The organism is Flavimobilis sp. BM9 (assembly GCF_058313055.1).
Genome location: NZ_JBZEMO010000005.1, coordinates 176368 through 202721 on the forward strand (window position 1 = coordinate 176368; position 26354 = coordinate 202721).

Consider the following 26354-nt stretch of genomic DNA (forward strand, 5'->3'; position numbering starts at 1 on the left):
GGCGGGTCCTCGGTCGGGGCCTGTCATCCCGTGGTCGTACCCCCGCGTGCGGCGGGGGTACGACGGGTCAGGTACCTGGCCGGACGACGCCCGCCTCGTAGGCGACGACGACGGCCTGGACGCGGTCGCGGGCGCCGAGCTTGGCGAGGATGCGGCCGACGTGGGTCTTGACGGTCGCCTCGGCGACGAACAGCTCGCTGGCGATCTCGGTGTTGGAGCGGCCGCGCGCCATGAGCACGAGGACCTCGTGCTCGCGCTCGGTGAGCGTCGCGACCGCGTCGGCGGCAGCAGGGTCTGCGGCGGTCTCGGGGGTGAGCGCGGTGACCATGTGCTCGAGGAGCCGGCGGGTGCTCGACGGCGCGATGACGGCGTCGCCCTGGTGCACGGTGCGGATCGCGGCGAGCATCTCCTCGGGCGGGGCGTCCTTGAGGAGGAAGCCGCTCGCGCCTGCGCGGATCGCCTCCATGACGTACTCGTCGAGGTCGAACGTGGTCAGGACGATGATCTTGGGCTGCTGGTCGGCAGGAAGGCGCTCGTGCCAGGCGGCGGTGAGCTGTGCGGTCGCCGCGAGGCCGTCGAGCTGGGGCATGCGCACGTCCATGAGCACGACGTCGACGGGGTGGTCGGAGAGCAGGCGCACGGCCTGCGCGCCGTCGCCCGCCTCGATCTCGACGCGCAGGTCGGGCTGCGAGTCGATGACCATGCGGAAGCCGGCCCGGACGAGCTGCTGGTCGTCGACGAGGGCGACACGCACCTGGGCGGTGTCGGTCGAGGGGACGGTCACGGTGTGCTCCCGGGGGTGGGGACGCCAGCGGCGTCGGGGTAGGCCGGTGCGGCTCCTGGCCGCACGGTGACGGGAGGCACGGGGAGCTCGAGGTGGACGCGGAAGCCACCTCCGGGCCGGGGCCCGGCGGAGAGGCTGCCGCCGAACATGGTGGCACGTTCGCGCATGCCGACGAGGCCGTGCCCGGCGCCGTCGCTCGCGGCGGCGGCGCCGCGTCCGTCGTCGGTCACGTCGAGCGTGAGCTGGGTGGCGTCCCAGCGCAGGAGCACCGTGACCGACGCTGAGGGACCCGCGTGCTTGAGCACGTTCGTGAGCGACTCCTGGCACACGCGGTAGACGCTCAGGCCGACTCCGGGCGGGAGCTGCCGCGGGGTGCCCATGCGGACGTAGGACACGTCGACGCCGCTCGCGCGGACCTGCTCGACGAGCGTCTCCAGGTCGCCGGACGCTGGCTGCGGTGTGCGCTCGGCGCCGTCGGCGACCGGTGCGCCTGCGGGACCGGGCCGCTCGAGGCCGGGCTGCCCGCCGAGGCGGCCGGAGGTCGACGACGGGTCGTCGGCCCGCAGGACGCCGAGGAGGCGGCGCATGTCGGCGAGCGCGTCGCGTCCCGTCTCGGCGATCGTGCCGAGCGTGCGCGCGGCGGCGTCGGGGTCGGTCGCGGCAGCGTACCTGCCGCCGTCGGCCTGGGCGATGATCACGGAGAGCGAGTGCGCGACGATGTCGTGCATCTCGCGCGCGATGCGGGTGCGCTCGGCAGAGGTCGCGAGCTGTGCCTGCTGGTCGCGCTCCCGCTCGAGGCGGTCGGCGCGGTCGACGAGCGCTGCGATCGTGTCGCGCCGGGAGCGGCGCATGAGCCCGAACGCCCACGAGGTGACGAGCACCATCGACGACGTGAACATCACGATGACGCCGGTGACGAAGCCCTCACCGGTCGGGTCGCTGCTGAGGAGCGCCGCGTTCGCGGAGAGGATCGCGCAGCCGACGAGGCCGCTCAGGAACGCGGTGAGGTAGGACCAGCGCGGTCCGTGGAGGGTCACGGAGTACAGCGCGACCGGCACGGCCACGACGCCGAAGGGCAGCGCGACCGACGCGTTCGAGAACGCGAGGGGCAGGCCGGCGAGGTAGACGAGGACGACCGAGGTGACGGGGAAGCGGCGGCGTACGGCCAGCGGTGCGAGCAGCGCGACGCTGTAGACGAGCTCGCGGCCGGCGTTGCCGTAGAGGAGGACAGTGAAGAACAGGACCGTCAGGGTGAGGAGCGAGTCGATCCACAGCGCGTTGCGCTCGTGCCAGGGCACGCGTCGCACCGGGGCGGGTGCTGCCCGCCAGGGCGTGGGGTAGGTCGGGTCCGGCACGCGTCCAGCGTAGGTGCGCGCCGACGACGCGGCGTCATCCTGCGGGCCGACGTGGGGGCGCGGCCGGTACGTCCGGGGGCGCACGGCGTGACGTGCGCGACACGACGGCGGTGAGACGTGCGACAACCGGGGCTCTTTCCGCGAGCGAGGACTGGTCTTCAACGACTCATGACCTAACATGAACGAATGACCCATGTGCTGCTGGCTGAAGACGACCCGGCGATCGCAGAGCCTCTCGCGCGTGCGCTGACCCGCGAGGGATACAGCGTGGTCGTGCAGGGGACCGGCCAGGGAGCCATCGATGCTGCTCCTGGCGTGGACCTCGTCGTCCTCGACCTGGGCCTGCCCGACATGGACGGCCTCGACGTCGCCCGGGCGATCCGCTCGCAGGGCCTGACGACGCCCGTACTGGTCCTGACGGCGCGTGCCGACGAGGTCGACCTCGTCGTCGGGCTCGACGCCGGCGCTGACGACTACGTGACCAAGCCGTTCCGGCTCGCCGAGCTCCTCGCGCGCGTCCGGGCGCTCCTGCGCCGCACGCACGGCGAGGTCGAGACGGACGAGGAGCTGCGCGCGCAGGACGTGCGTGTCGACGTGTCCGCGCACCGCGCGTTCCAGGGTGAGCACGAGCTGCACCTGACGACGAAGGAGTTCGAGCTGCTGCGCGTGCTCGTCGCGAACGCGGGCTCGGTCGTCGTGCGGGACTCGCTCATGCGTGAGGTGTGGGGCTCCGAGCTCGTGGGCTCGACCAAGACTCTCGACATGCACGTGTCGTGGCTGCGCCGCAAGCTCGGCGACGACGCGAACGCGCCGCGCTACATCTCGACGGTGCGGGGCATGGGCTTCCGCTTCGAGACCGGAGAGCACTGACCTTGCGTCGCCGGATGATCCTGGCCACCGTCTCGGCGGTGGCCGTCGCGGTCATCCTCCTCGGCTTCCCGCTGGCCTTCCTCGGCGCTCAGCTCGTCAAGGACAACGAGCTGCGCGAGCTGCAGATCCGCGCGACGAACATCGCGCGCGCGGTCGAGGGCCGGCTGGGCCGTGAGGACCCCGTCACTGCCGACGTCCTCGAGCCGTACGTCGGCGGCGAGGGTCGCCTCGGCGCCTACATCGAGGTCGTGCTGCCCACGGGCGAGCGCGTCACGGCGGGCGACGTCGTCGAGGGGCGGCGCCAGATGGTCGGCGCGCTCGGCTCGAGCAGCAACACGCTCGTCTACGTGTACGTCCCGTACTGGGACCTCTACCTGCGCTCAGTGCAGATCATCATGCTCGTCGTCGTCGCGGCGGTCGTCGCGCTCGGCGCGAGCATCCTCGTGGCGATCTGGCAGGCGAACCGCCTCTCGGCACCGCTGCTGTACCTTGCTGCGTCGGCTGAGCAGATCGGCTCGGGCCAGGTGCGGCCGCGCGTCGAGCCGTCCGGTGTCGAGGAGATCGACCTCGTCGCTGCCGAGCTCGTGCGCAGCTCGGACCGCCTCGCGCAGCGGCTCGCGGTCGAGCGGCAGTTCTCGTCGGACGCCTCGCACCAGCTGCGGACACCGCTGACGGCACTGACGATGCGCATCGAGGAGATGGCGCTCGCGGCCCCGGACAACGAGGAGATCCAGGAGGAGGCGCGCGTCTCGCTCGAGCAGGTCGAGCGTCTCGTCACCGTCGTCGACGACCTGCTCGCCCGGACCCGGCGCGCGCTCGGCGGCAACAACGAGGCGGTGCGGCTCGCCGACGTCGTGGGCCAGCAGGTCGAGGAGTGGGGCCCGACCTTCGAGGCGCTCGACCGCGAGCTCGTCGTCGACGTCGACCGGGCGACGATGGTGCTCGCGACGCCGGGAGGTCTCGCGCAGGTGATCGCGACGCTCGTCGAGAACTCCCTCAAGCACGGTGGCGGTACGACGACGGTGCGCTCGCGTGCGAGCGGTACGAGCGGCGCGGTCGTGATCGAGGTCTCGGACGAGGGGCCGGGCATCCCGGACGAGATCGCGCCGCACATCTTCGAGCGTGAGGTGACGTCGGGTGCTGGGACGGGCCTGGGCCTCGCGCTCGCGCGGGACCTCGCGGCCGCTGACGGCGGCCGGCTCGAGCTGTCGCAGCGTCGCCCGCCGGTGTTCTCGCTCTTCCTGTCGGGCGTGCCGAAGTCGCTCGACCCGTCGATCGTCCTGCCGGTCGGGTCGGTCGTGTCGTCGGGCTGGAGCCGACGGCGGCGTCCGCCGACCTGACCGAGCCGTGGATCAGTGCGTCGGGGTGGCCGACGACGGGGCCGCCGGCTCCTGCACGGCGACGTCCGAGACCGCGCCGTCGCGCACGTTGGTGAACACGAAGGTGCGGTAGGCGACGTAGCGGAACGCCATGCCCAGCGCGAGGCCCACCCCGTTGGCCGCGATGTTGTCCGCGAGCGGCGAGTCGAGCCGCAGCACGTACCGGCTCACACCGAGGCATGCGACCGCGATGAGCATGCCGCCGACGTTGACGATGACGAACGCGACGAGCTCGCGTCCGTGGGTGTCCTGGCGGCGCGCCGAGAACGTCCAGTAGCGGTTGCCGAGCCACGACACGAGGGTCGCGACCACGACGGAGATGACCTTGCTGGTCAGCGGCTTGTGCCCGAGCACCTGCCCGGGTCCGAACATGAGCAGGTTGAACAGGCCCATGTCCACGACGAACGCGACCGCGCCGACGGATCCGAAGCGGAAGAGCTCGAGCAGCCTGCTGACGACTGCGGAACGGGACACCATGGTGACCGAGCGTACGCCGTACTGCGGACGCCCCGGTGGTGCGACGGGCCGTCGTCTACCCTGGGTTCCCGTGAGCACACCGGTCGTCGCAGTCGTGGGTGGGGGCCAGCTGGCCCGGATGATGGCGCCTGCCGCCGGGGAGCTGGGCGTGCACCTGCGTGTCCTCGTCGAGGCGCCCGGCGCGTCAGCCGGACAGGTGCTCGCGGACACCCCCGTGGGCGCAGCGTCCGACGCCGCAGCGGTGCGTGCGCTCGTCGCGGGCACGAGCGTCGACGGGTGGGACGCACCTCTCGGGCGTGCACGCGCCGACGTCCTGACGTTCGAGCACGAGCACGTGCCCGGCGAGATCCTCGCCGAGACCGTCGAGGCCGGTGTCCCGGTGCACCCGGGCGCGCACGCCCTCGTGCACGCCCAGGACAAGATCGTCATGCGCGAGCGCCTCACGGCGCTCGGCGTCCCGTGCCCCGCGTGGGCCGCGCTCCCGCGAGACCCGGAGGACGCTTCTGTCGCCCTCGCGGCCTTCCTCGCCGAGCACGCCGACGCGGCCGGCCAGGCCGTGCTCAAGACGTCGCGCGGCGGCTACGACGGCAAGGGTGTGCGGCTCGTGTCCTCGGCCGAGGAGGCCGCGGACTGGTTCGACGGCGTCGCCGCGGGCGGTCCTGCGCTCCTCGTCGAGGAGAAGGTGCCGTTCACGCGCGAGCTCGCGGTCGTCGTCGCACGCCGCCCGTCGGGCGACGCGGTCACCTATCCGGTCGTCGAGTCCGTCCAGCGTGACGGCGTGTGCGCGGAGGTCGTCGCGCCCGCGCCCGACCTCGCCGACGCGCTCGCGCACGAGGCGCGAACGATCGCGCTGACGATCGCCGAGGGCCTCGACGTCACGGGCGTCCTCGCGGTCGAGATGTTCGAGGTCGACGGCCGCGTGCTCGTCAACGAGCTCGCGATGCGGCCACACAACTCAGGCCACTGGACGATCGACGGCGCCGTGACGAGCCAGTTCGAGCAGCACCTGCGCGCGGTGCTCGACCTGCCGCTCGGGGACACGTCACCGCGTGCGCGGTGGACGGTCATGGCGAACGTCCTCGGCTCGGCGCACGCGGAGCTCGCGGACGCGCTGCCTGCGGTGCTCGCCGCGGACCCGGGCGCGCGCGTGAACCTGTACGGCAAGGACGTGCGCCCCGGCCGCAAGCTGGGGCACGTGAACGTCAGCGGGGACGACCTCGCGGACGTGCGGCGTCGGGCCCTCGCGGCCGCGGCGATCCTGCGCGGCGAGTGACCGCGCGCACCGACCGAGATCGAGGAGACACAGCAATGAGCGCAGCACCGGTTGTCGGCATCGTCATGGGCTCGGACTCGGACTGGCCGGTCATGCGCGCGGCTGCCGACGCGCTCGCCGAGCTGGACATCCCCGTCGAGGTGGACGTCGTCTCGGCGCACCGCATGCCGACCGAGATGATCGACTATGGCCGTGACGCGTCGGCGCGGGGCCTGCGTGTGATCATCGCCGGAGCAGGCGGCGCCGCCCACCTGCCGGGCATGCTCGCCGCCGTGACCGAGCTCCCGGTCGTGGGGGTGCCTGTCCCGCTGAAGTACCTCGACGGGATGGACTCGCTCCTGTCGATCGTCCAGATGCCCGCAGGCGTCCCGGTCGCGACCGTGTCGATCGGGGGAGCGCGCAACGCGGGGCTGCTCGCGGCGCGCATCCTCGCGGCGGGCGAGGGCAAGGACGCGGAGGTGCTGCGCGCACGCCTGCGCGGGTTCCAGGAGGAGCTGCGGGACGTCGCCCAGGAGAAGGGGCAGCGGCTGCGCGAGGCGTACGCCGCGGGGGTCAGCGAGGAGGAGTGACCGGAGGGGAGCGACGTCGGCGGCGCGGGTCCGCCGGCCCGGTCACTTCGAGTCGCTGGACTTCTTCTCGTCGGACGTGGACTTCTCCTTGACGAGCCCGTCGGCGTCGTAGCGGCCGGGCTCGAGCGTCCCGGCGAGGATGCCCTTGAAGAACGCGGGGGCCTTGTCGGGTGCGAGCAGGACCGTGGAGCCGACGCCGCCGGGACGGTAGTCGAGCGACTCGATGGGCGGGGTGCCCGTGATGCCGCCCTCGCCCGACGCGGCGCGGAACGCGAGCGCGAGCTGACCGAGGTTCATGATCCCCGTGCCGTCGCTCGCACGGATCGCGCCGAGGCCCGAGTCGATGAGCGAGACCTGCTTGCCGGGGTTGACGAGCGTCCCCGCGTTCGCAGCCTTCTTCGTCACGGCCGAGATGAGCTGACGCTGTCGCTCGGCGCGGCCGATGTCGCCCTTCGGGTCGGAGTAGCGCATGCGGACGAAAGCGAGCGCCTTCTTGCCCTTGACCGTGTGGCAGCCGGCCTTCCACTTGAGCTTGGACTTCTTGTCGTCGACGTCGTAGTCGAGGCACAGCTCGACGCCGTCGACCGCGTCCACGAGGTCCTTCACCCCGCCGAGGCCGACCTCGACGTAGTGATCGACCGTCAGGCCGGTGAGGTTCTCGACGGACGCGACGAGCAGCTCGGGGCCGCCCCACGCGTACGCGGCGTTGAGCTTCGCAGGGCCGCGGCCGGGGATCTCCGTGTACGCGTCGCGCGGGAGGCTGACGAGCGCTGTGGGGCCCGACTCAGGGACGTGGAGCAGCATGATCGTGTCGGTGCGGGCGCCCTCGGTGCCGTCGGCTGCGATCGCGCCGTCGTCGCGCGCGTCCGAGCCCGCGAGGAGGTACGTCGTACCGGGGGTGCCGCTCGCGCCGGAGAGTGCGGCGACGTGGTCGATCTTCGAGCCTGCCCACATCACGAGGCCCACCGGCCACGCGATCATGAGGACGAGCAGGAGCGCGAGGGCGAGCGCGACGATGCGTCGCCGGCGCAGACGCCTCCGTGGCGGCCGGGGTCCACCGCCAGGCCCAGCGGCGTCGCCGCGCCCCGCGGGCCCGCCGGGCCCGCCGGGTCCGGCCGACGTGGACGCGGTCGCGCGCGCCGGCCGGACGGCGCCGTGCGGTGACGAGCTGACGCGGGCGGGACGAGCCGACGGTGGCCGCGCAGCGGGCGAACCGGTGCGGGCCGGGGGCACGGACGAGGGCGGGCGCTGCTCGCCCGCGGGACGACGCGTCGTCGGGCGCGAGGGGACGTGCGAGACGGGCGCATGGTCACCGCCGACCGGGACCGCGTCCTGCGTCGAGCGCGGGCGTCCCGTCGGCGTGTTCTGGGGTGTGAAGCTGGGCGGCGGCTGACCGCCCGCGGACGGCATGCGGCGCGTCTCGTCGTTCATGCGCGCACCCCGCTCGTCGCCACCCGGGGGTTGCGAGCGGGCAGAGGGTAAGAGTCGGTGGTGCACGTCACGAGAAAGATCCTAAGGAAGCCCCTCGGAGGAGGCGGGCACCGCGGGCACCGATCGGGTGGAGTTGTTGTGGAGATGGCCCCGGGCGGCGGTCGCGTCAGCCGACCGGCCCCGCGCTGGTGTCCTCGTCGTCCTCGGCCTGCGCGTCCTGCCCCGGGGCGACGACTCCGCGCGTCTCGGCGTCCTCCGCACGCGCCTGGGCGAGCGTGAGCTCGCGGGCGAGCACCGTGATGCGTGACTGCAGCTGGTTCATCCGTCGGAACGTCGTCGCCATGAAGCTGAGGAACGCGATCACGAGCGCGTAGAGCAGCAGGTCCGCACCACGGCCGACGCCGATGAGGTTCGCGACCCGGGTGAGGATCTGCGGGAAGAGCACCGACGCCGCCGCCCCCGCCACGAAGAGCATCAGCAGGAGCCGGCGGATCGCCTGGTGCCGCGCGTCCGCCGTCGAACGGTTCAGGACCAGGGCGACGCCGACGATCGCGGCGAGAAGGATGAGCTGGATCCACATGGTGGCCTACCGGAAGACGAGGTCGACGAGGATGTTGACCGAGTTGAGCAGCGACTGACCCTTGCCGCGCGAGTAGTCCGTGTACAGGACGTGCACCGGGTGCTCCCGCCATGGCAGGCCGGTGCGGCCGAGGTGCAGGACGATCTCGCTCGCGTGGGCCATGCGGTCCTGGCGCAGGTGGACGCCCCGCGCCGCGTCCGCGCGGATGACGCGCAAGCCGTTGTGGGCGTCGGTCAGCCGCAGCCCTGTCGACTGGTTGGTGAACCACACGGCGACCTTGAGCACGATCTTCTTGAGCAGCCCCGCATCCGTGCGGTCGTCGAGGAAGCGCGACCCGAAGACGATCGCGAGACCCTCGTGCCGGGCCCGCTCGACCATCGCGACGGCGTCGTCCACGCGGTGCTGACCGTCCGCGTCGAACGTCACGACATACGTGGCGCCCGCGCTGACGGCGTAGTCGAGGCCCGTCTGCAGCGACGCACCCTGGCCCAGGTTGATCGGGTGACGCAGGACGCGCGCACCTGCCGCGCGCGCGGCGCCGCCGGACCCGTCCGTCGACCCGTCGTCGACGCACACGACGTGCTCGAAGCGTTCGCGTGCCCCGCGCACGACGTCCCCGATCACGCTCGCCTCGTTGAACAAGGGGACCACGAGCCACGCGTCGCTGATCCGGGGGGTGGGCATGACGGCCATTCTTGCACCCGGACAGGTGACGATCGTCCCATCCGCCACGGTGCAGGGCGGTACTCTGGCCGAGGTCGGTGGCGAGGCGCGCCGCAGGCTGTGCGGGCCCGGGCCCGCCCCGCAGGTCCGCTCCTGCGCTCGCGACGACAGACGGAGAAACAGCATGGGTGTGCGCATCGCGGAGACTGCCGACGTCTCCCCGGACGCCACGATCGGAGACGGCTCGTCCGTCTGGCACCTCGCGCAGGTGCGCGAGCAGGTCGTCCTCGGCGAGGGCTGCATCGTGGGCCGTGGCGCCTACATCGGCACCGGCGTCCAGGTGGGCGCCCACTGCAAGATCCAGAACTACGCGCTCGTCTACGAGCCTGCGTCCCTCGCGGACGGCGTGTTCGTCGGGCCGGCTGCGGTGCTGACGAACGACACGTACCCCCGCGCGATCAACCCGGACGGGTCCCTCAAGGACGCGTCCGACTGGCACGCGGTCGGGGTCACGATCGGGCAGGGCGCGTCGATCGGTGCGCGCGCCGTGTGCGTCGCGCCCGTGACGGTCGGCGCGTGGGCGACGGTCGCCGCGGGCGCGGTCGTGACGAAGGACGTGCCGGCGCACGCCCTGATGGTCGGCGTCCCCGCGCGTCGTGTGGGCTGGGTCGGACGCGCGGGCGAGCCGCTCGTGGCCGACGGCGACGGCTGGCGCTGCCCGGCGACCGGCCAGCGCTACGAAGAGACTGACAACGGAACCCTCCGAGAGGTGGAGAACGCATGACCGAGTTCATCGCACCAGCCAAGCCGATCATCGGTGACGAGGAGCGTGCTGCGGTCGACCGTGTGATGCGCTCGGGCATGGTCGCCCAGGGGCCTGAGGTCGCGGCGTTCGAGCAGGAGTTCGCCGACCAGATGGTCGCCGGCCGCCGCTGCGTCGCGGTCAGCTCGGGCACGTCCGGTCTTCACCTCGGTCTGCTCGCTGCGGGGATCGGTCCGGGCGACGAGGTCATCGTGCCGTCGTTCACGTTCGCCGCGACCGGCAACTCGGTCGCGCTCACGGGTGCGACGCCGGTGTTCGTCGACATCGAGCCCGACACGTTCAACCTGTCGCCTGAGGCCGCCGCCGCTGCGATCACCGAGCGCACGCGCGCCATCATGCCGGTGCACCTCTACGGCCACCCGTTCGACGCGCCCGCCTTCCAGGAGCTCGCCGCCGAGCGCGGCCTGCAGCTCTTCGAGGACGCTGCGCAGGCGCACGGTGCGAGCCTGGGCGGCCAGAAGGTCGGCACGTTCGGCACGTTCGCGATGTTCAGCCTGTACCCGACGAAGAACATGACGTCGGGCGAGGGCGGCATGGTCTCGTGCGCGACCGACGACGTCGCCCGCCAGGTGCGTCTCCTGCGCAACCAGGGCATGGAGAAGCAGTACGCGAACGAGGTCATCGGCTTCAACACGCGCATGACCGACATCCACGCCGCGATCGGCCGCGTGCAGCTGACGAAGGTCGGCGCGTGGACCGAGCAGCGCCGCGCCAACGCAGCGTTCCTCGACGCTGGGCTCGCGGACGTCGCCGGTGTGGTCCCGCCGCCGGTGCGCGAGGGGGCCGAGCACGTCTACCACCAGTACACGATCCGCCTCGACGGCGCGTCGAGCGCCGAGCGGGACGCGTTCGTCGCGGCGCTCAAGGCCGAGCACAACGTCGGCTCGGGCGTGTACTACCCGATCCCGAACCACCGCCTCGCGAGCCTGGAGAAGTACGCGCCGGGCCTCGACCTCCCGGAGACCGAGCGCGCGGCACGCGAGGTCGTGTCGCTGCCCGTCCACCCGTCGCTGACGCAGGCCGACCTCGAGCGCATCGTCTCGGCCGTCGCCGCTGTCGTGAAGGCGGGTGCGTGATGGCTGCCGCGCTGCGGGCCGGGGTCATCGGGCTGGGGGCGATGGGTCGCCACCACGTGCGTGTCCTGCGTGAGATCGACGGCGTCGACGTCGTCGCCGTCGCCGACCCGGCGGGTGACCCGTACCGGGTCGCGGGCGCGCTCGACGTGCTGCCCGACGTCGAGGCGCTGATCGCTGCAGGGATCGACATGGCGGTCGTCGCGGTGCCGACGAAGTTCCACGAGCAGGTCGCGCTCACGCTCGCCGCCGCGGGCGTGCACACGCTCGTCGAGAAGCCGATCGCGGTCGACACGGACGCAGGTGCGCGGCTCGTCGCCGCGTTCGACGCTGCGGGCCTCGTCGGCGCCGTCGGTCACATCGAGCGCTTTAACCCGGCGATCCAGGAGGTGCGCCGTCGCATCGCGGACGGCCAGCTCGGCGAGGTGTACCAGATCTCGACGCGCCGCCAGGGGCCGTTCCCGGCGCGCATCTCCGACGTCGGCGTCATCAAGGACCTCGCGACGCACGACATCGACCTCACGGCGTGGGTCGCGCAGAGCAGCTACGAGTCGGTGGCCGCGCAGACGGCGTTCCGCTCGGGCCGCGAGCACGAGGACATGGTGCTCGTCACCGGCCGCCTCGCGGGCGGCATCAACGTCAACCACACGGTCAACTGGCTGTCCCCGATGAAGGAGCGCGTGACGATCGTCGCGGGCGAGCGGGGCACGCTCGTCGCCGACACGTCGACCGCGGACGTGACGTTCCACGAGAACGGCACCGTCCAGACCGAGTGGGACTCGATGGCGAACTTCCGCGGCGTGACCGAGGGTGACGTCATCCGGTACGCGATCGGCAAGCGCGAGCCGCTGCGCGCGGAGGCGGAGGCGTTCCGCGACGCGGTCCTCGGCCTCGAGAACCGCACGGTGTCGATGGCCGAGGGGCTCGCTACGCTGCGGGTCGCCGAGGCGATCGAGCGCTCGGCCGTCACGCAGGAGACCGTCCGCCTGTGACGGCGGCGTCTCGCCTGCGGGTCGCCCTCGTCACCCGCATCTTCGCGCCCGAGCCCGCTGCGGCGTCGTTCCGGCTCGAGGCGCTCGCCCGCGCCCTCGGGCGCATCGGCGCCCGGGTGACGGTCCTGACCACGACGGCGCGGCGTGACCTGCGCGTTGCGGCCGCCGCGGTCGACGAGGACCTGCGCGAGGCGCGGGTCGAGGTGGACCGTGCGCCCGTCGTGCGTGACCGCACGGGATACGTGCGCGGGTACCTGCCGTACCTCAGCTTTGACGTCCCGGCCCTCGTCCGCCTGCTCGCCGAGCTTCGCCCGGACGTCGTCGTGTGCGAGCCGCCGCCCACGACGGGCGCGGTCGTGCGCGTCGCGTGCGCGCTGCGACGGCTGCCGTACGTCTACTACGCGGCGGACGTGTGGTCGGACGCGACGGCGGGCGACGGCACGACGCCGGGGCTCGTCTCGCGCGTGCTCGCGGCGGTCGAGGGGTGGGCCATGCGGGGCGCGGTCGGTGTCGTCGCGGTGTCGCCCGAGGTGGCCGAGCGGGTCGAGGCGCTCGTCGAGCGTCGTCCGCGCGCGGCGGCGCGGCGCCGGCCCGAGGTCGTCGTCGTGCGCAACGGCGTGGACACGGACGTGTTCCGGCCGGGGCTGCCCCGCCCGGACGAGGCGCCCGGGCGGTTCCTCGTCTACGCGGGCACGACGTCCGCCTGGCAGGGCGCGGACGTGTTCGTGCGCGCGATGCCCGCTGTCCGTGCTGCTGTGCCGGACGCGGAGCTCGTGATACTGGGGCAGGGGAGCGACTGGGACGATCTCGCGGCGCTCGGCGCCGAGCTGGCACCGGGGGCGGTGCACGTGCGCAGGCTCGTCCCGGCGGCCGAGGCTGCGGCGTGGCTGGGCGCGGCGAGCGGCGCGCTCGTGAGCGTGCGCCCCGGCGTCGGCTACGACATGGCGCTGCCCACGAAGACGTTCGCCGCGGCTGCGTGCGGCACTCCTGTCGTGTTCGCGGGCCCGGGGCCTGCGGTGCCGATCGTCCGGGAGAACGACCTGGGCCACGCCGTCGACCACGACGTCGCTGCGGTGGCGGACGCGATGGTCGCGGTGCTGCAGGCCGACGCCGCCGCGCGGGCCGCCCAGAGCGAGCGGCTGGCCGCCTGGGCGCGGGACAACGCGAGCATCGCTCGCGTGGGTGAGGCTGTCGCCGCCCACGTGCGACGATGGCGCGACGGTGCGGCCACGGCCGCAAGGACGAGGCAGGACGGGGACGGCACGCCGTGAAGGTCATCTGGCGCACGTGGGCGCGGCTGATGCCGCTCCTGCCGGGCCGCGCGCGCCGGTTCCTGGTCTGGTACATGGTCGCGAGCGCGTGCTTGTCGCTGCTCGACGTCGCGGCGCTGGGCCTGCTGGCGCTCGCACTCACGCCGATGCTCACGGGCTCGGGCGGGAGCGCGTCGCTCCCGCTCCTCGGCGAGGTCGGCAACGTCGCCGTGATCGGCGTCGTCTCGGGCCTCATCGTGGTCAAGGGGGTGCTCGCGGTCACGCTGCAGTGGGTCGCGACGCGTCGCTTCGCGACCTACGAGCTCGAGATCGGCGACCGGCTCTTCGACGCGTACATCCGCGCTCCGTGGACGGACCGGTTGTCCCGCTCGACGTCGCAGCTCGTGCGGCTCGCGGACGTCGGCATCGCGAACGCGACCGCGGGGTTCCTGCTGCCTGTCGCAGGCTTGCCGGCGCTCGCCGCGACGTTCGGCTCGGTGCTCGTCGTGCTCGTCGTCGCGCAGCCCGTCACCGCTGCGATCACGCTCGTGTACCTGGGTTTCGTCGGCGCGGTGATGTATGCGTTCGTGTCGCGCCGCTCGATCCAGGCGGGGCTCGTCAACCGTGACTACTCGTTCAAGGTCGCGCGGCTCATGACGGAGATGGTCGGGGCGCTCAAGGAGATCACGCTGCGGGACAAGGCGGGGGAGGTTGCCGACGTCGTGCGCAGCAACCGTCGTCACACGGTCCGGGCGCGTGCGAACCTGTCGTTCCTGTCGGCCGTGCCGCGGTACGTGATCGAGTCCGCGATCGTCGGCGGGTTCGTCCTCGTGGGCGGGGCGGCGTACCTCATGGACGGGCCGGAGCAGGCGTTCGCGGCGCTCGCGATGTTCGGCGTGGCGGGGTTCCGCATGGTCCCGGCGATCACGAGCTTCCAGGCTGTCATCGCGACGACGGCCGCGAACATCCCCAACGTCGAGGCCGTCATCACGGACATCGAGGCGGCGGAGGGCTACCTGCGCCGCGCCGAGGAGACGGGTCGCGAGCCGCTCGCGCGGGAGCCGGAGCACCTGCGGCTGCGCGGCGTCGCGTTCACGTACCCGGGCGGTGCCGAGCCGGCGGTGCGCGACGTCGACCTCGACCTGCCGATGGGCTCGTCGCTCGCGCTCGTGGGCGTCTCGGGCGCCGGCAAGTCGACCCTCGTCGACATCCTGCTCGGCCTGCTCGTGCCGTCGGAGGGCACGATCGACGTCGACGGTCAGCGGCTCGAGGACGTGCTCGGCGCGTGGCGGTCGCGGGTCGGCTACGTGCCGCAGGACGTGTCGCTGTTCGACGGGACGGTCGCGCAGAACGTCGCGCTCACGTGGACGGACGACATCGACCGCGACCGCGTGCGGGACTGCCTCGCTCGTGCGCAGCTGCTCGACGTCGTCGACGCGCGCGACGGCGGCCTCGACGCGCGCATCGGCGACCGCGGCATGGCGCTCTCGGGCGGGCAGCGGCAGCGGCTCGGCATCGCGCGCGCCCTCTACTCGGACCCGCTCGTGCTCGTCCTCGACGAGGCGACGAGCGCGCTCGACACGCAGACGGAGGCGAGCGTCGCGGCGGCGATCGCGGGGCTGCGCGGGCAGGTCACCTTGATCTCGGTCGCGCACCGGCTCTCGACGATCCGGCACTCGGACCAGGTCTGCTTCATGGCGGACGGGACAATTGCAGCGCGCGGCACGTTCGACGAGCTCGTCGCCCAGGTGCCCGACTTTCAGGTGCAGGCCGCGCTCGCGGGTCTCGTCGACGATGCTGAGCGGGTGGAGGGGGACGACGATGAGGGCTGACCACGCTGTCGACGTCGTGATTGCGGTGCACTCCCCGACGCGGCCCGTCGAGCGTGCCGTGCGCAGCGCGCTCGCGGGCTCGGAGGACCTCGTGCGCGTGACCGTCGTGTGCCACGACGTGGGTGTCACGACGATCGAGGAGCGCCTCGACCTCGACCCCGCCGAGCGCGACCGCGTGCGGCTCCTCGGCTACCAGGACCATGTCCGCAGCCCGGCGGGCCCGTTCAACCAAGGCCTCGACAACACGTCGGCTGCCTTCGTCGCGGTCCTCGGATCTGACGACGTGCTCGAGCCCGGCGCGGTGCGTGCGTGGTTCGACGTCGCGCGGGAGCGTGGGTCGGACGTCGTGCTCGCTCCGCTGCGCGGGCCGGACGGGAAGCCGTTGCGCAACCCGCTCGTGCGCGCGGGCACCGGGCGCCCGGGCAGGCGTGCTGCGACGCCCCTCGACCCGGTCGCCGACCGCCTCGCGTACCGCTCCGCTCCGCTCGGCCTGCTGCGCCGCGCGACCGTCGACCGGCTCGGGCTGCGCTTCACGGAAGGGCTCGCGACGGGGGAGGACCTCGCGTTCTCCGTACCGCTGTGGTTCTCGGGTGCTCGCATCGACATGGTGCCGTCAGGCCCGGCGTACGTCGTCGGTGGTGGCGCGGACGACCGCGTGACCGAGGTGGTCCGGCCGGTCGCCGACGAGCTCGCTGCTCTCGACGACCTGCTCGTGCGCGTCCTGCGCGAGGGTGGGCTCGCCGACCGCATGCGGCGGTCGGAGCGTCGCGCGCTCGCGGTCAAGGTGCTGCGCATCCACGTGCTCGGCGCGCTGTCGCGGCGTCCGCGCCGCGAGGACTGGCGAGACGGCGACGCGTCCGTCCTGCGCGGCGCGGCGCGCGCCTGGCTCGACCTCTCACCTGCTGCGCTGCACGCGTTCGCGCGCGGCGACCGGGACGCGCTCGACGTGCTCACGGGCAGCGGGCCGGTCGGCCGCGCCGAGGATGCCGACGACGGCGCGCTCGCCGACGCGTTCGCCGCAGCCGCCCGCCGCCGCGCGAGGGCGGGCCGCGTCGCGACCCTCCTGCCGCGCGACCTGCCCGACGTCCTCGACCCCGAGAGCACGCTGCGCCGGTACGTGCGCTACCGGATGCCGTGGTGACAAGGACCCTGCTGTGACTCCCAAGATCCCCGCCCCCGTCTCGCGCCTCGCGGGCGCCGTCGTGCGCCGCATCCCCGAGCCGGTGCTGCACCGGGTGGCGCCGAGCCTCCTGCCGTTCAGCCCGCGGGACGTGCCGCCGACCCCGCCCGTCCCCGCGACGCCGGTGCGCCTGTACCTCGGTCCGGCCAACTATGCGGGCCAGGGTTATGCGTGGGCGCGCGCGGCTGAGCGGTTGCCAGGGGTCGGCGCGATCAGCATGGCGGCCGAGCGTCCCGGCGGCTTCGGCTTCACGTCTGACTACCCGGTGCCGATCGCGGTGTACGGGTCGTCGCGCCGCTGGCAGCGTCGGCAGAAGGCGTACGTCGAACGGTTCACGCACGTCGTGGTCGAGGCGCAGCGTGCGCTGTTCGGCACGCTCATGGCGACCCCGAGCCAGCGCAACGGTGCGTATGCGGAGGCGCGCGCGCTCGCGGTGCACGGGGCGTGTGTCGCGATGCTGTGCCACGGCTCCGACATCCGCGTGCCGTCGCGCCACCTTGCGGGTGCGACGCCGTGGTCGCCGTTCGGCGACCCTGAGTGGGAGCTCGTCGGGCATCTCGAGCGGCAGACCCGCGCGGCTGAGGCAGCGCTCGTCGAGCTGCGCGCGGCGGGCATCCAGACGTTCGTCTCGACACCTGACCTGCTGCTCGACCAGCCGGAGGCGACGTGGCTGCCGGTCGTCGTCGACCTGGAGGTGTGGCGCACGCAGGCGCCGCCGCTCGAGCGGGAGGTGCCGCTCGTGGTGCACGCGCCGTCGGCGTCGCGGCTCAAGGGAACCGAGCTCGTCGAGCCTGTGCTCACGGAGCTGGACCGGCGCGGCTGGATCACGTATCGCCGCGTCGAAGGGGTCACGTCGGCGCAGATGCCGGCGCTCTACCGGGACGCGGACGTCGTGCTCGACCAGTTCGCCCTCGGCAGCTACGGCGTCGCGGCGTGCGAGGCGATGGCTGCCGGTCGGGTGGTGGTGTCGCACGTGACGCAGCAGTCTCGCGACGTGGTCCGGGCTGCGTGCGGGCTCGACCTGCCGATCCTCGAGGGAACCCCGGACACTCTCGAGGACGTGTTCACGGCGCTCCTCGACGACCGTGCGGGCGCGGGGGAGCGGGCGGCGCGGCAGGGCCCCGAGCTCGTCCGCGTCCTGCACGACGGCGCGGAGTCGGCTCGCGTGCTCGCGCCGTTCCTCGGCGTCGAGGCGGCGGAGCCCGACGCCGGCGAGCGCTGACGCGGCGTCTGCCTGGTTCCGTCGGCGCCTCGCGCGTGTGCGCGTCGTGCCCTGCGCACCTGGGAGGATGGACGGCGTGAGTGCCTCGAACCGACCGCGCCTGCTGATCCTGTCGTTCTCCCCGATCGCGTCGGACGCCCGTGTCCTCAAGCAGGTCGAGCTGTTCGCCGGCCGGTATGACGTCACGACGTGCGGCTACGGGCCTGCGCCGGCGGGCGTCGTCGAGCACCTGCAGCTGCCTGACGACGCGACGATCGCGCTCGACGGGCGCCTCATCACGCTGCGCGCCTACCCGCTCGTCTACACGCGCACGCCCGCGGTCGTCGCGGCGCGGGCTGCGCTCGCGGGCCGCAGGTTCGACGTCGTGCTCGCGAACGACGTCGAGACGGTGCCGCTCGCGCTGAGCCTGCGCGCGCCGGTGCACGCGGACCTGCACGAGTACTCGCCGCGGCTGCACGACGACAACCCGGCGTGGGCGCGGCGCATCGGCCCGTACGTGCGCTGGCTGTGCCGCCGCTATGTCAGCCGGGCGGCGTCGGCGACGACGGTCGGCGAGGGGCTCGCGCGGGCGTACGCGTCCGAGGTCGGGGTGCACGCGCAGGTCGTGACGAACGCTGCGCCGTACGCCGAGCGGACACCCACCGAGGTCGTCTGCCCGTTGCGGCTCGTCCACTCGGGCGCCGCGCTGCGCAACCGCGACCTCATGGTGCTGCTCGACGCCGTCGCGCTCACGACGACGCCCGTCACGCTCGACCTGTTCCTCATGCCGAACGATCCGGCGTACATCGCCGAGCTGCGTGCCCGCGCGGCGCAGATCGACGGCGTGCGCGTGCTCGACCCGGTGCCGTACGCGCAGCTCGGGGACACGCTCGCGGGGTACGACATCGGTATCCACGTGCTGCCGCCGGTGAATTTCAACAACGCGAACGCGCTGCCCAACAAGCTGTTCGACTACGTGCAGGCGCGGCTCGCGCTCGTCGTCGGCCCGACGCCGGAGATGGCGGCCGCGGTCGAGCGGCACGGCATCGGGACGGTCGCGTCGGGCTTCGACGCGCGCTCGCTCGCGGACGTGCTCGACGGCCTCACGCCGGAGCAGGTCGCGGAGCAGCGGGCGGCGTCGCACGCCGTCGCGCGGGAGCTGAGCGCCGAGCAGCAGGTGCTCGTGTGGGAGCGCGCGATCGATGCGCTCGTCGGGGCTCCGGCCGACGGGGGTGCGCGATGACCACCCGTCCGACCCTGCTGATCCTGTCGTTCTCGCCGATCGCGTCCGACGCGCGCGTCCTCAAGCAGGTGCGCATGCTCGCGCAGGAGCACGACGTCACGACGTGCGGGTACGGCCCGGCGGTCGTGCTCGACGACGGTCGTGTGGTCGAGCACCTGCGCGTCGACGACGCGAACGAGCACTGGCGCAAGGCACCCGTGCCCCTCCTCGCGCGCCAGTACGGGCGTGTGTACTGGGGGAACGCGGCGGTCGCGCAGGCGCGCGACCTGCTCGCGGGCCGCACGTTCGACATCGTCCTCGCCGACGACGTCGACGCCGTGCCGCTCGCGCTGTCGACCGAGCCGCGCTGGGGCGTGCATGCCGACCTGCACGAGTACGCCCCGAAGCAGAACACCGAGCTGCGCCGCTGGCGCTGGTTCGTCGCGCCCTACATGCGCTGGCTGTGCCGTCGCTTCGTCACGCGCTGCGCGTCGGTGACGACGGTCGCGCAGGGCATCGCGGACGAGTACGAGCGGCGGTTCGGGTTCTGCGCGGGCGTCGTGACGAACGCGTCGCCGTACCAGGACCTCACGCCCGGCCCGGTGGGGTCGCCCGTGCGCCTGGTCCACTCGGGCGTCGCGCTGCGCAACCGCAGCCTCGAGATCCTGGTCGACGCCGTCGCCGCCTCGACCGCCAACGTCACCCTCGACCTGTTCCTCGTCCCGAACGACCCCGGCTACCTCGCGGAGCTGCGCGCGCGGGCGGCGGGCGAGCCTCGCGTGCGCATCCACGACCCGCTGCCGTACGCCGAGCTGGTCGCGACCCTGAACGGGTTCGACGTCGGGTTGCACCTGCTGCCGCCCGTGAGCTTCAACAACGCGAACGCCCTGCCCAACAAGGTCTTCGACTACGTCCAGGCGCGGCTCGCGCTGATCGTCGGGCCGAGCCCCGAGATGGCGCGCGTCGTGCGCGAGCACGGCGTCGGTGCGGTGACGGCGGATTTCGCGCCCGCCGCGCTGACCTCGGTGCTCGACGCGCTCGCCGCCGAGCAGGTTGAGGCGTGGAAGGCCGCGTCGCACGCGAGCGCGCGCGAGCTGTCCTCGGAGAGCCAGGTCGAGATCTGGCGCGAAGCGATCGAGGCGCTGCACCCGTAGCGCCCTCGTCTACGCGCCGCGGGACGGCTAGGTTGGCTGGCATGGAGCCGGTCCTGGTCGACGAGCGAGACACGAAGTGGGAGAGCGACACGACGAACCTGCGCGTGTTCATCCATCGACCCGGGTGGTTCATCAGTGCCTACGACGTCGACGACGCGACGCTCGGTGAGGTCGAGGCATGGGCACAGGGGGTCGAGGGCGCGATCGGGTACCAGATCGCGCAGCGGGTCGTGCTGCCCGACGCAGGCCCCGGGCTCGTCTGGCTCGTCGACCGGGCGCCCGCGCCGCCGGCTCGTGAGGGTCCCGACCCGACCCCCGCGATCGCCACCGGCTTCGCCGAGGACTGATCCTGCCTCAGTCGGCGTCGAGCGCCTGGGCGACCGCGTCCTCGACCGCCGTCGCGTCGACTGGTGTGCCCCAGGCTCCGTAGAGACGTTCGGACGTGTTGCCGTCTCCGGTCGAGATCATGACCTCGGTCGCTCCCGGGACGTCCGTGTAGAGGCTGACGTCGGCTGGCATGCCTGCGACGAGCTCGACGGGCTTCGCGGACGCGATGCGCCACAGCGAGCGCTTGGTGCCGTCGAGCACCGTGACCTCCTCACGTCCTTCGACAAGCCACGTGTCGGCGAGTCGCACGAGCGCTGCCTGGAAGTCGGGCTGCACCTGAGGCCGCAGCGCTTCGACGTGGCTGGACGCCAGCTGTTCGTCGAACGAGCCGCCCGCGTCCGCGCGCACCCAGCGGCCCTCGTCCTCGCTCGCGCCGCCGTCGGGGGTGACGACGACGCGGTCGCCACCGTCGCGGCCCGTCAGCAGGGCGTACGTCCCGTCGTCCGCGTGGAGCCACTGCGTCTCGACGCCCGGGTCGTCCGGTGTGAGCCGCACGAGGCTGCTGCCGGTGCGGGCAGCACGCTCGAAGTCCTCGAGGCACTGGCCCAGGTCGTCGCCCGTGACCTGCGTTCCCTCGACGAGGGAGATCGCGGCGCACGACGTCGGAAGGGCGGGGGCGTCGGGAGCTGCGGGTACGTCGGTCGACGCCGCTTCCGCCGTGCCGCCGGGCGCGGCGGCTGCTGGCGTCGTGCTGGCCTCTGTCGCGGGCTTGGATGGTGTCGGATCCTCGCCTGTGGAACAGCCTGCGAGCGTCACGAGCGCGAGGGCGACGAGAAGGGTGCCGCCGCGGAACGTGGACGGGACGGGTCGAGACGGCGCGTGCACGGAGGTCTCCCTGGCGTCGGGTCGGCGAGCTGGCCGACCTCGGAAGGCCGACGATCTCACGATATGGGGGCCGGGCCCGTCGCGCGCCCGCAAGCCTCTCGGTCTGCGGAGCGCCTGCTCGGTCGCCGGACCAGGGCGCCCCTCAGCGGTGGGTTCGGCGTGACTACCGGGCCGCGAGCGACCGGAGCGCGTCACCGAGGACGTCGAGGCCGTGGTGCAGGTCGCCGGTGCGGATCGTGAGCGGGGGAGCGAGGCGGATGGTGGTGCCGTGGGTCTCCTTGGCGAGCACCCCACGGCGGGCCATCTCCTCGCAGAGCGCGTGTCCACCGTTGGGCCCGTGCGTGCCGTGCACGTCGAGGCCTGCCCACAGCCCGACCGAACGCACGCCGTCGAGCAGGCCCTCGTCGACGAGCGCGTCGAGACGCTCGCGCATCTGCGCGCCCAGCACCGCCGCGCGCTCCTGAAGGTCGCCGGGGCTCAACAGCTCCGCGACCGCGAGGCCGACGGCGCACGCGAGCGGATTCCCGCCGAACGTCGACCCGTGCGTCCCGGGTGTGAGCACGCCGAGCACGTCGGCCCGCCCGACGACGGCGCTCACCGGCAGGATCCCCCCGCCGAGCGCCTTGCCGAGCGTCGTCAGGTCGGCCTGCACGCCCGCGAGGTCCTGCGCGAGCGTCGTCCCCGTGCGTCCGAGCCCCGACTGCACCTCGTCGAGGACGAGCAGCACGCCCGCGTCGTCGCACGCGCCGCGCAGCCGCGGCAGGTAGTCCTGGGGCGGCACGATCACGCCCGACTCGCCCTGCACGGGTTCGACGAGCACCGCCACGGTCGTGTCGTCGATCGCCTCCGCGACCGCGTCGGCGTCGCCGTACGGCACGACGACGAAGCCGGGCGTGTACGGACCGAACCCATCGTGGGACTCGGGGTCCGTCGAGAACGACACGATCGTCGTCGTCCGGCCATGGAACGCGCCGTCGGCGACGATGATCGTCGCCTGCTCGGGCGCGACACCGCGCACCTCGTAGCCCCACTTCCGCGCCGCCTTGATCGCCGTCTCGACCGCCTCGGCGCCCGTGTTCATCGGCAGGAGCATCTCGGTGCCCGTGAGCGACGTGACCGCCTCGGCGAACGGCTCGAGCAGGTCGTGGTCGAACGCCCGCGAGGTGAGCGTGACCCGGTCGAGCTGTGCGTGCGCCGCCTCGACGAGCGCCGGGTGCCGGTGCCCGAAGTTCAGTGCCGAGTACCCCGCGAGCAGGTCGAGGAAGCGCCGGCCGTGGACGTCCGTGACCCAGCTGCCCTCGCCGCTCGTGAGCGTGACGGGCAGGGGAGCGTAGTTGCGTGCGAGCGCGGACACGTCAGCCTCCTCACCGAGGCGCGCCGTCGCGCCCCGTGCCTCGACTCTAGGGCCCGGAAACTCCGACGGTGTCGTCGTACGGCGACACGGTCACGGTGTTGCCGTTTGACGACACCGCTCAGCCCAGCAGCGCCTCGATCACACGCCCGGCGGCGTGCCCGTCGCCGTACGGCGTCGCGTCCGTGTCCGCGGGGCGCGGGCGCACGACGGCGTCACGCACGGCCGCGGAGCCGGCCTCGCCCGTCGGGTCGGTCACGAGGACGTTCCAGCCGAGCTCGACCGTCTCGACCCACTCGGTCTCCGTGCGCAGGGTCGTGCACGGCACGCGCAGCAGGAACGCCTCCTTCTGCAGGCCGCCCGAGTCGGTGACGACGCCCGCGCTCGCGGACACCGCCGCGACGAGGTCGGGATACGCCAGGGGAGCGTGCGTGCGCAGCGAGCCGCCCTCGAGGGCGAGCCCCGCGTCCGCAGCCTTCGCGACGAGCCGCGGGTGCGCGAGCAGCAGCACCGGCCGATCGAGGCTGCGCAGCGCGTCGAGGATCCCGCCGAGGCGGGCGACGTCGTCCGTGTTCTCCGCGCGGTGGATCGTCGCGACGTAGTACTCGCCTGCGGTCAGGCCCGCCGCGGCGAGGAGCGCCGGACCGCCGTCCGTGCCGCCGTCGGCCAGCGCCTTGTCACGCGTCGCGTACAGGACGTCCGTCATGACGTCCCCGACGAGGACCGATCGCGCCGCAAGCCCCTCGTCCGCGAGGTGCTTCATCGCGACCTCCGTCGGCGCGAGGCACAGGTCCGCCGCGTGGTCCGTCATGACGCGGTTGTGCTCCTCGGGCATCGCCCGGTTGAACGAGCGCAGGCCGGCCTCGAGGTGCGCGACGGGCACGTGCAGCTTCACCGCCGACAGCGCGCCCGCGATCGTCGAGTTCGTGTCGCCGTACACGAGCACCCAGTCCGGGCGGTGCTCCAGCAGCACGTCGTCCATCCCGGCGAGGATCGCACCCGTCTGCGCGCCGTGGCCGCCCGAGCCCACGCCCAGGTGCACGTCCGGCGCCGGGATGCCGAGGTCCTCGAAGAACACGTCGGAGAGCATCGGGTCGTAGTGCTGCCCCGTGTGCACGATGACGTGCTCGACGCCCGCTGCCGCAGCGGCGTGCGCGATCGGTGCGAGCTTGACGAACTGAGGACGGGCGCCGACGACGGACAGGATCTTCACGCCGCTCACCCTACCGAGGCCTCGCGTCGCCGCAGGCAGGGAACCTGGCGCCGGGCCGCTAACCTGGGCAGGTGAAGATCCTCGTGGCCACGACCTGGTTCCCGACGCCGGGATCGCCCGCGACCGGCTCGTTCGTCGCGAAGGACGTCGCCGCGCTCTCCGAGAACAACGACGTGCGCGTCCTGCACCTCGTCGCCCCACGCCTCGCTGAAGGCGCCCCGACGCAGACCGAGGTCGGCGGAGTCCCGGTCGAGCGTGTCGTCATGGAGCCCAGCGCCGTGCGGCAGCACGCCGCTGCGCGCGCGGCGATCCTCGAGCGTGCGAGCGACGCCGACGTGCTGCACACGATGGCGTTCTCGACGCTCCTGCCGTTCGTCCGGAACGACCGGCCGCAGGTGCCGTGGGTGCACACCGAGCACTGGCACGGCGTCACGACGCGCGTCGACCTCCCGCTCGTCATGCGCCTCGCGACCCCGCTCCTGCTCCCGGTCCTGCGCAAGCCCGACGTCGTCACCGCCGTGTCCAAGATGGCGACCGCCCCGATCCGCGACCTGCGCGGGGACCGCCCCACGTCCGTCGTGCCGTGCATCGCGGCGACGCCCGCCGTCGTCCCGCCGCGCCGCGTGCGCGCCGGCACCACCGCCGAGGGCGCGCCGCTGCGGCTCGTGTCCGTCGGCGCGATGGTCCCCGGCAAGGACCCCGTCCTCATGGTCGAGACGCTCGGCGAGCTGCGCCGCCGCGGTGTCAACGCGTCGCTCACGTGGGTCGGTGACGGCCCGCTCCGCGGCGACGCGCTCGCGGCCGCCGACCGGCTGCGCGTCCGCGACCACCTCACGATCACCGGGCAGGTCGAGCCCGACGTCGTGTTCGCGCAGCTCGCGGCCGCTGACGTGTTCGTCCTGCCGACCCGCTCCGAGACGTTCGGCGTCGCGATCGCCGAGGCGCTCGCGCACGGCCGTCCCGTCGTCGTCGGCGCCGAGGGCGCGCAGCGCGAGTACGTGCGCGGCGAGGTCGGCACGTTCGTCGAGGGACGCGCGCCCTCCGACTGGGCAGACGCCGTGCTGCACGTCGACGAGGAGACCCAGGGGCTCTCCGCCGCGCAGATCGCAGCGTCGATCGGGCGCGCGTTCTCGCCGCAGTCGGTCGTCGCCGGGTTCGAGCGGGCCTACCGCGACGCGATCGTCACGGCGGCCCGCGAGCACGGCATCGTAGGACGCAGGCGCGGATGAGCGGCGGCACGCTCGGCGGGGAGCAGCCGGTCGTGGACGTCGTCGTCGCCGTCCACTCGGAGCACCGCCCGATCGAGCGTGCCGTCGCCTCGGCCCTGGCCGGGAAGGTCCCGGTCCGGGTGACGGTCGTGTGCCACGAGGTCGACCCCGGCCTCGTCGAGGCGCGGCTGCACCACGTGAGCCGGACGTCCGCCGCGGGGCCGCACAGCATGTGGCTCGTCTGCTTCTCCGACGGCGTCCGCAGCCCTGCGGGTCCGTTCAACCACGGTCTCGACTGTGCGCAGGCGCCGTTCGTCGCGCTCCTCGGCTCCGACGACGTGCTCGAGCCCGGCGCGATCGACTCGTGGGTGCGCCTGCAGCGCCGGACGGGCGCGGACGCGGTCGTGCCGAGGTTGCGTCACGGCGCTCTCGGCGCGCCGGGCGCACCTCCGGGCCCCGGGCCTGCCGTCCCGACGCCGCCCGCGCGGCCCTTCCGCGCGCGTCGCCTCGACCTCGTGCGGGACCGCCTCGCGTACCGCAGCGCACCGCTCGGGCTGCTGCGCCGCGAGACTGTCGAGCGGCTCGGGCTCGCGATGACGCCCGGCATGCCGGTCGGGGAGGACACCTGGTTCGGGCTCGGCCTGTGGGCGGGTGCGGACGCCGTCGCGTACGACCGTCGCGGCCCGGCGTACGTCATCGGCGCCGACGCCGCGGACCGCGTCACCTTCACCGCCAAGCCCGTCGAGGACGAGCTCGCGTGCGTGCACGACGCCGTCGCGCGCCCCACGCTCGAGGCGCTCCCGCGCCCGGCACGCCGGGCCGTCGCCGCCAAGCTCACACGCATCAACCTCTTCGCTGCCGTCCACAACAGGGGCACCGCCCACGCCTGGACGCGCGGTGACCTCGCAGGCCTGCGCGCGGCTGCCCTCGCGCTCGCGGACTTCGCACCCGGCTACGAGCGCGTCCTGTCGGTCGCCGAGCGCGACCTGCTCGACGCGGTACGCGCCCCGGAACCGTCGGACGACGACGTCGCGCAGCGCGGCGCGGACCTCGCGCGCCTCTCCGTGCGACGCCGACGCCACGGCACGCTCGTGACCCTGCGGACGCGCGACCTGCGTGCCCTCCTCGCCCGAGAGGCGCCGCTGCGCCTCATGACGGCGTCGGTCCTCAGCACGCGTCTGTGAGGTCGCGCGGTCGTATGCTCGGGGGCGGAGAGCGCCGACCAGGTCGACGCCCCACCCCCGACACGCAGATCTCTAGGA

General features: G+C 73.4%; 25 protein-coding genes. 16 read left to right on the plus strand and 9 right to left on the minus strand.

The genetic code is table 11. The features are described 5' to 3' along the window. Positions 1-67 precede the first annotated feature (67 nt). Both AC4F3Q_RS10410 and AC4F3Q_RS10415 read right to left on the minus strand, forming a co-directional pair. A complete protein-coding gene (locus tag AC4F3Q_RS10410) occupies positions 68-784 on the minus strand; it encodes a response regulator (RefSeq protein WP_491039900.1) in 717 nt (238 codons plus the stop codon). Further along, positions 781-2139, minus strand: a complete 1359-nt coding sequence (locus AC4F3Q_RS10415; RefSeq protein WP_491039901.1) for a sensor histidine kinase — start codon at positions 2137-2139, stop codon at positions 781-783. Before AC4F3Q_RS10415 ends, AC4F3Q_RS10410 begins: the two co-directional genes overlap by 4 nt. A gap of 186 nt (positions 2140-2325) precedes the next feature. On the opposite strand from AC4F3Q_RS10415, the gene AC4F3Q_RS10420 reads away from it, so the two are divergent. Together AC4F3Q_RS10420 and AC4F3Q_RS10425 are read left to right on the plus strand one after the other, a co-directional pair. Next, entirely contained in the window at positions 2326-3009 is a 684-nt protein-coding gene (locus AC4F3Q_RS10420; protein WP_168447763.1) for a response regulator transcription factor, read from the plus strand. Between the two features lie 2 nt (positions 3010-3011). Then, the gene (locus AC4F3Q_RS10425) at positions 3012-4349 is read left to right on the plus strand and encodes a sensor histidine kinase (protein WP_168447764.1); all 1338 of its coding nucleotides are present in this window, start codon (positions 3012-3014) and stop codon (positions 4347-4349) included. Positions 4350-4361: 12 nt separating this feature from the next. Here the strand turns inward: AC4F3Q_RS10425 and AC4F3Q_RS10430 are convergent, their stop codons facing one another. Continuing rightward, a complete protein-coding gene (locus AC4F3Q_RS10430) occupies positions 4362-4865 on the minus strand; it encodes a GtrA family protein (RefSeq protein ID WP_491039902.1) in 504 nt (167 codons plus the stop codon). A gap of 70 nt (positions 4866-4935) precedes the next feature. Between AC4F3Q_RS10430 and AC4F3Q_RS10435 the strand changes: the two genes are divergently transcribed. Both AC4F3Q_RS10435 and purE read left to right on the plus strand, forming a co-directional pair. Next, positions 4936-6138, plus strand: a complete 1203-nt coding sequence (locus tag AC4F3Q_RS10435; RefSeq protein WP_491039903.1) for a 5-(carboxyamino)imidazole ribonucleotide synthase — start codon at positions 4936-4938, stop codon at positions 6136-6138. Positions 6139-6173: 35 nt separating this feature from the next. Further along, positions 6174-6707, plus strand: a complete 534-nt coding sequence (purE, locus tag AC4F3Q_RS10440; protein ID WP_491039904.1) for a 5-(carboxyamino)imidazole ribonucleotide mutase — start codon at positions 6174-6176, stop codon at positions 6705-6707. 42 nt (positions 6708-6749) lie between these two features. Here purE and AC4F3Q_RS10445 read toward each other — a convergent pair whose 3' ends face one another. The 3 genes from AC4F3Q_RS10445 to AC4F3Q_RS10455 all read right to left on the minus strand — a co-directional run bounded on the left by AC4F3Q_RS10445 (position 6750) and on the right by AC4F3Q_RS10455 (position 9402). Beyond that, the gene (locus AC4F3Q_RS10445; protein ID WP_491039905.1) at positions 6750-8138 is read right to left on the minus strand and encodes an LCP family protein; all 1389 of its coding nucleotides are present in this window, start codon (positions 8136-8138) and stop codon (positions 6750-6752) included. Positions 8139-8304: 166 nt separating this feature from the next. Then, positions 8305-8718: a DUF2304 domain-containing protein gene (locus AC4F3Q_RS10450; protein WP_168447768.1), complete on the minus strand. Its 414-nt coding sequence runs from the start codon at positions 8716-8718 to the stop codon at positions 8305-8307. Positions 8719-8724: 6 nt separating this feature from the next. Next, entirely contained in the window at positions 8725-9402 is a 678-nt protein-coding gene (locus AC4F3Q_RS10455) for a glycosyltransferase family 2 protein (RefSeq protein ID WP_491039906.1), read from the minus strand. 163 nt (positions 9403-9565) lie between these two features. Between AC4F3Q_RS10455 and AC4F3Q_RS10460 the strand changes: the two genes are divergently transcribed. The 10 genes from AC4F3Q_RS10460 to AC4F3Q_RS10505 all read left to right on the plus strand — a co-directional run bounded on the left by AC4F3Q_RS10460 (position 9566) and on the right by AC4F3Q_RS10505 (position 20455). Next, positions 9566-10165, plus strand: coding sequence for an acyltransferase (locus tag AC4F3Q_RS10460; protein WP_168447770.1), 600 nt, complete (start codon positions 9566-9568; stop codon positions 10163-10165). Beyond that, the gene (locus AC4F3Q_RS10465; protein WP_491039907.1) at positions 10162-11280 is read left to right on the plus strand and encodes a DegT/DnrJ/EryC1/StrS family aminotransferase; all 1119 of its coding nucleotides are present in this window, start codon (positions 10162-10164) and stop codon (positions 11278-11280) included. Before AC4F3Q_RS10460 ends, AC4F3Q_RS10465 begins: the two co-directional genes overlap by 4 nt. Beyond that, complete coding sequence (locus tag AC4F3Q_RS10470; protein WP_168447772.1) at positions 11280-12269, plus strand: Gfo/Idh/MocA family protein; 990 nt, start codon at positions 11280-11282, stop codon at positions 12267-12269. Before AC4F3Q_RS10465 ends, AC4F3Q_RS10470 begins: the two co-directional genes overlap by 1 nt. Beyond that, on the plus strand, positions 12266-13540 hold the full coding sequence (locus AC4F3Q_RS10475) for a glycosyltransferase (protein WP_491039908.1): 1275 nt from the start codon (positions 12266-12268) through the stop codon (positions 13538-13540). Before AC4F3Q_RS10470 ends, AC4F3Q_RS10475 begins: the two co-directional genes overlap by 4 nt. After that, positions 13537-15351 carry an ABC transporter ATP-binding protein gene (locus AC4F3Q_RS10480; protein WP_491039909.1) on the plus strand — a complete coding sequence of 605 codons (1815 nt, stop codon included), beginning with the start codon at positions 13537-13539 and terminating at the stop codon, positions 15349-15351. Before AC4F3Q_RS10475 ends, AC4F3Q_RS10480 begins: the two co-directional genes overlap by 4 nt. Further along, complete coding sequence (locus tag AC4F3Q_RS10485; RefSeq protein WP_491039910.1) at positions 15341-16492, plus strand: glycosyltransferase family 2 protein; 1152 nt, start codon at positions 15341-15343, stop codon at positions 16490-16492. The genes AC4F3Q_RS10480 and AC4F3Q_RS10485 overlap by 11 nt, the downstream gene beginning before the upstream one ends. A 13-nt stretch (positions 16493-16505) precedes the next feature. Further along, a complete protein-coding gene (locus tag AC4F3Q_RS10490; protein WP_491039911.1) occupies positions 16506-17753 on the plus strand; it encodes a hypothetical protein in 1248 nt (415 codons plus the stop codon). A 76-nt stretch (positions 17754-17829) separates the two neighbouring features. Continuing rightward, positions 17830-18975 carry a glycosyltransferase family protein gene (locus tag AC4F3Q_RS10495; protein WP_491039912.1) on the plus strand — a complete coding sequence of 382 codons (1146 nt, stop codon included), beginning with the start codon at positions 17830-17832 and terminating at the stop codon, positions 18973-18975. Next, the gene (locus tag AC4F3Q_RS10500; protein WP_491039913.1) at positions 18972-20108 is read left to right on the plus strand and encodes a glycosyltransferase family protein; all 1137 of its coding nucleotides are present in this window, start codon (positions 18972-18974) and stop codon (positions 20106-20108) included. The genes AC4F3Q_RS10495 and AC4F3Q_RS10500 overlap by 4 nt, the downstream gene beginning before the upstream one ends. 41 nt (positions 20109-20149) lie before the next feature. After that, positions 20150-20455, plus strand: a complete 306-nt coding sequence (locus AC4F3Q_RS10505) for a hypothetical protein (protein ID WP_491039914.1) — start codon at positions 20150-20152, stop codon at positions 20453-20455. Positions 20456-20462: 7 nt separating this feature from the next. On the opposite strand, the gene AC4F3Q_RS10510 is transcribed toward AC4F3Q_RS10505, so the two are convergent. The 3 genes from AC4F3Q_RS10510 to wecB all read right to left on the minus strand — a co-directional run bounded on the left by AC4F3Q_RS10510 (position 20463) and on the right by wecB (position 23884). Continuing rightward, a complete protein-coding gene (locus AC4F3Q_RS10510; protein WP_491039915.1) occupies positions 20463-21320 on the minus strand; it encodes a hypothetical protein in 858 nt (285 codons plus the stop codon). 163 nt (positions 21321-21483) lie between these two features. Then, a complete protein-coding gene (gene rocD / locus AC4F3Q_RS10515) occupies positions 21484-22674 on the minus strand; it encodes an ornithine--oxo-acid transaminase (protein ID WP_491039916.1) in 1191 nt (396 codons plus the stop codon). Between the two features lie 118 nt (positions 22675-22792). Continuing rightward, a complete protein-coding gene (gene wecB / locus AC4F3Q_RS10520) occupies positions 22793-23884 on the minus strand; it encodes a non-hydrolyzing UDP-N-acetylglucosamine 2-epimerase (RefSeq protein WP_491039917.1) in 1092 nt (363 codons plus the stop codon). Between the two features lie 71 nt (positions 23885-23955). On the opposite strand from wecB, the gene AC4F3Q_RS10525 reads away from it, so the two are divergent. Continuing rightward, positions 23956-25113 carry a glycosyltransferase gene (locus AC4F3Q_RS10525; RefSeq protein ID WP_491039918.1) on the plus strand — a complete coding sequence of 386 codons (1158 nt, stop codon included), beginning with the start codon at positions 23956-23958 and terminating at the stop codon, positions 25111-25113. Continuing rightward, positions 25110-26276 (plus strand): glycosyltransferase, encoded by a 1167-nt coding sequence (locus AC4F3Q_RS10530; RefSeq protein WP_491039919.1) that lies wholly within the window; start codon positions 25110-25112, stop codon positions 26274-26276. Before AC4F3Q_RS10525 ends, AC4F3Q_RS10530 begins: the two co-directional genes overlap by 4 nt. The last annotated feature ends 78 nt before the right edge of the window (positions 26277-26354 follow it).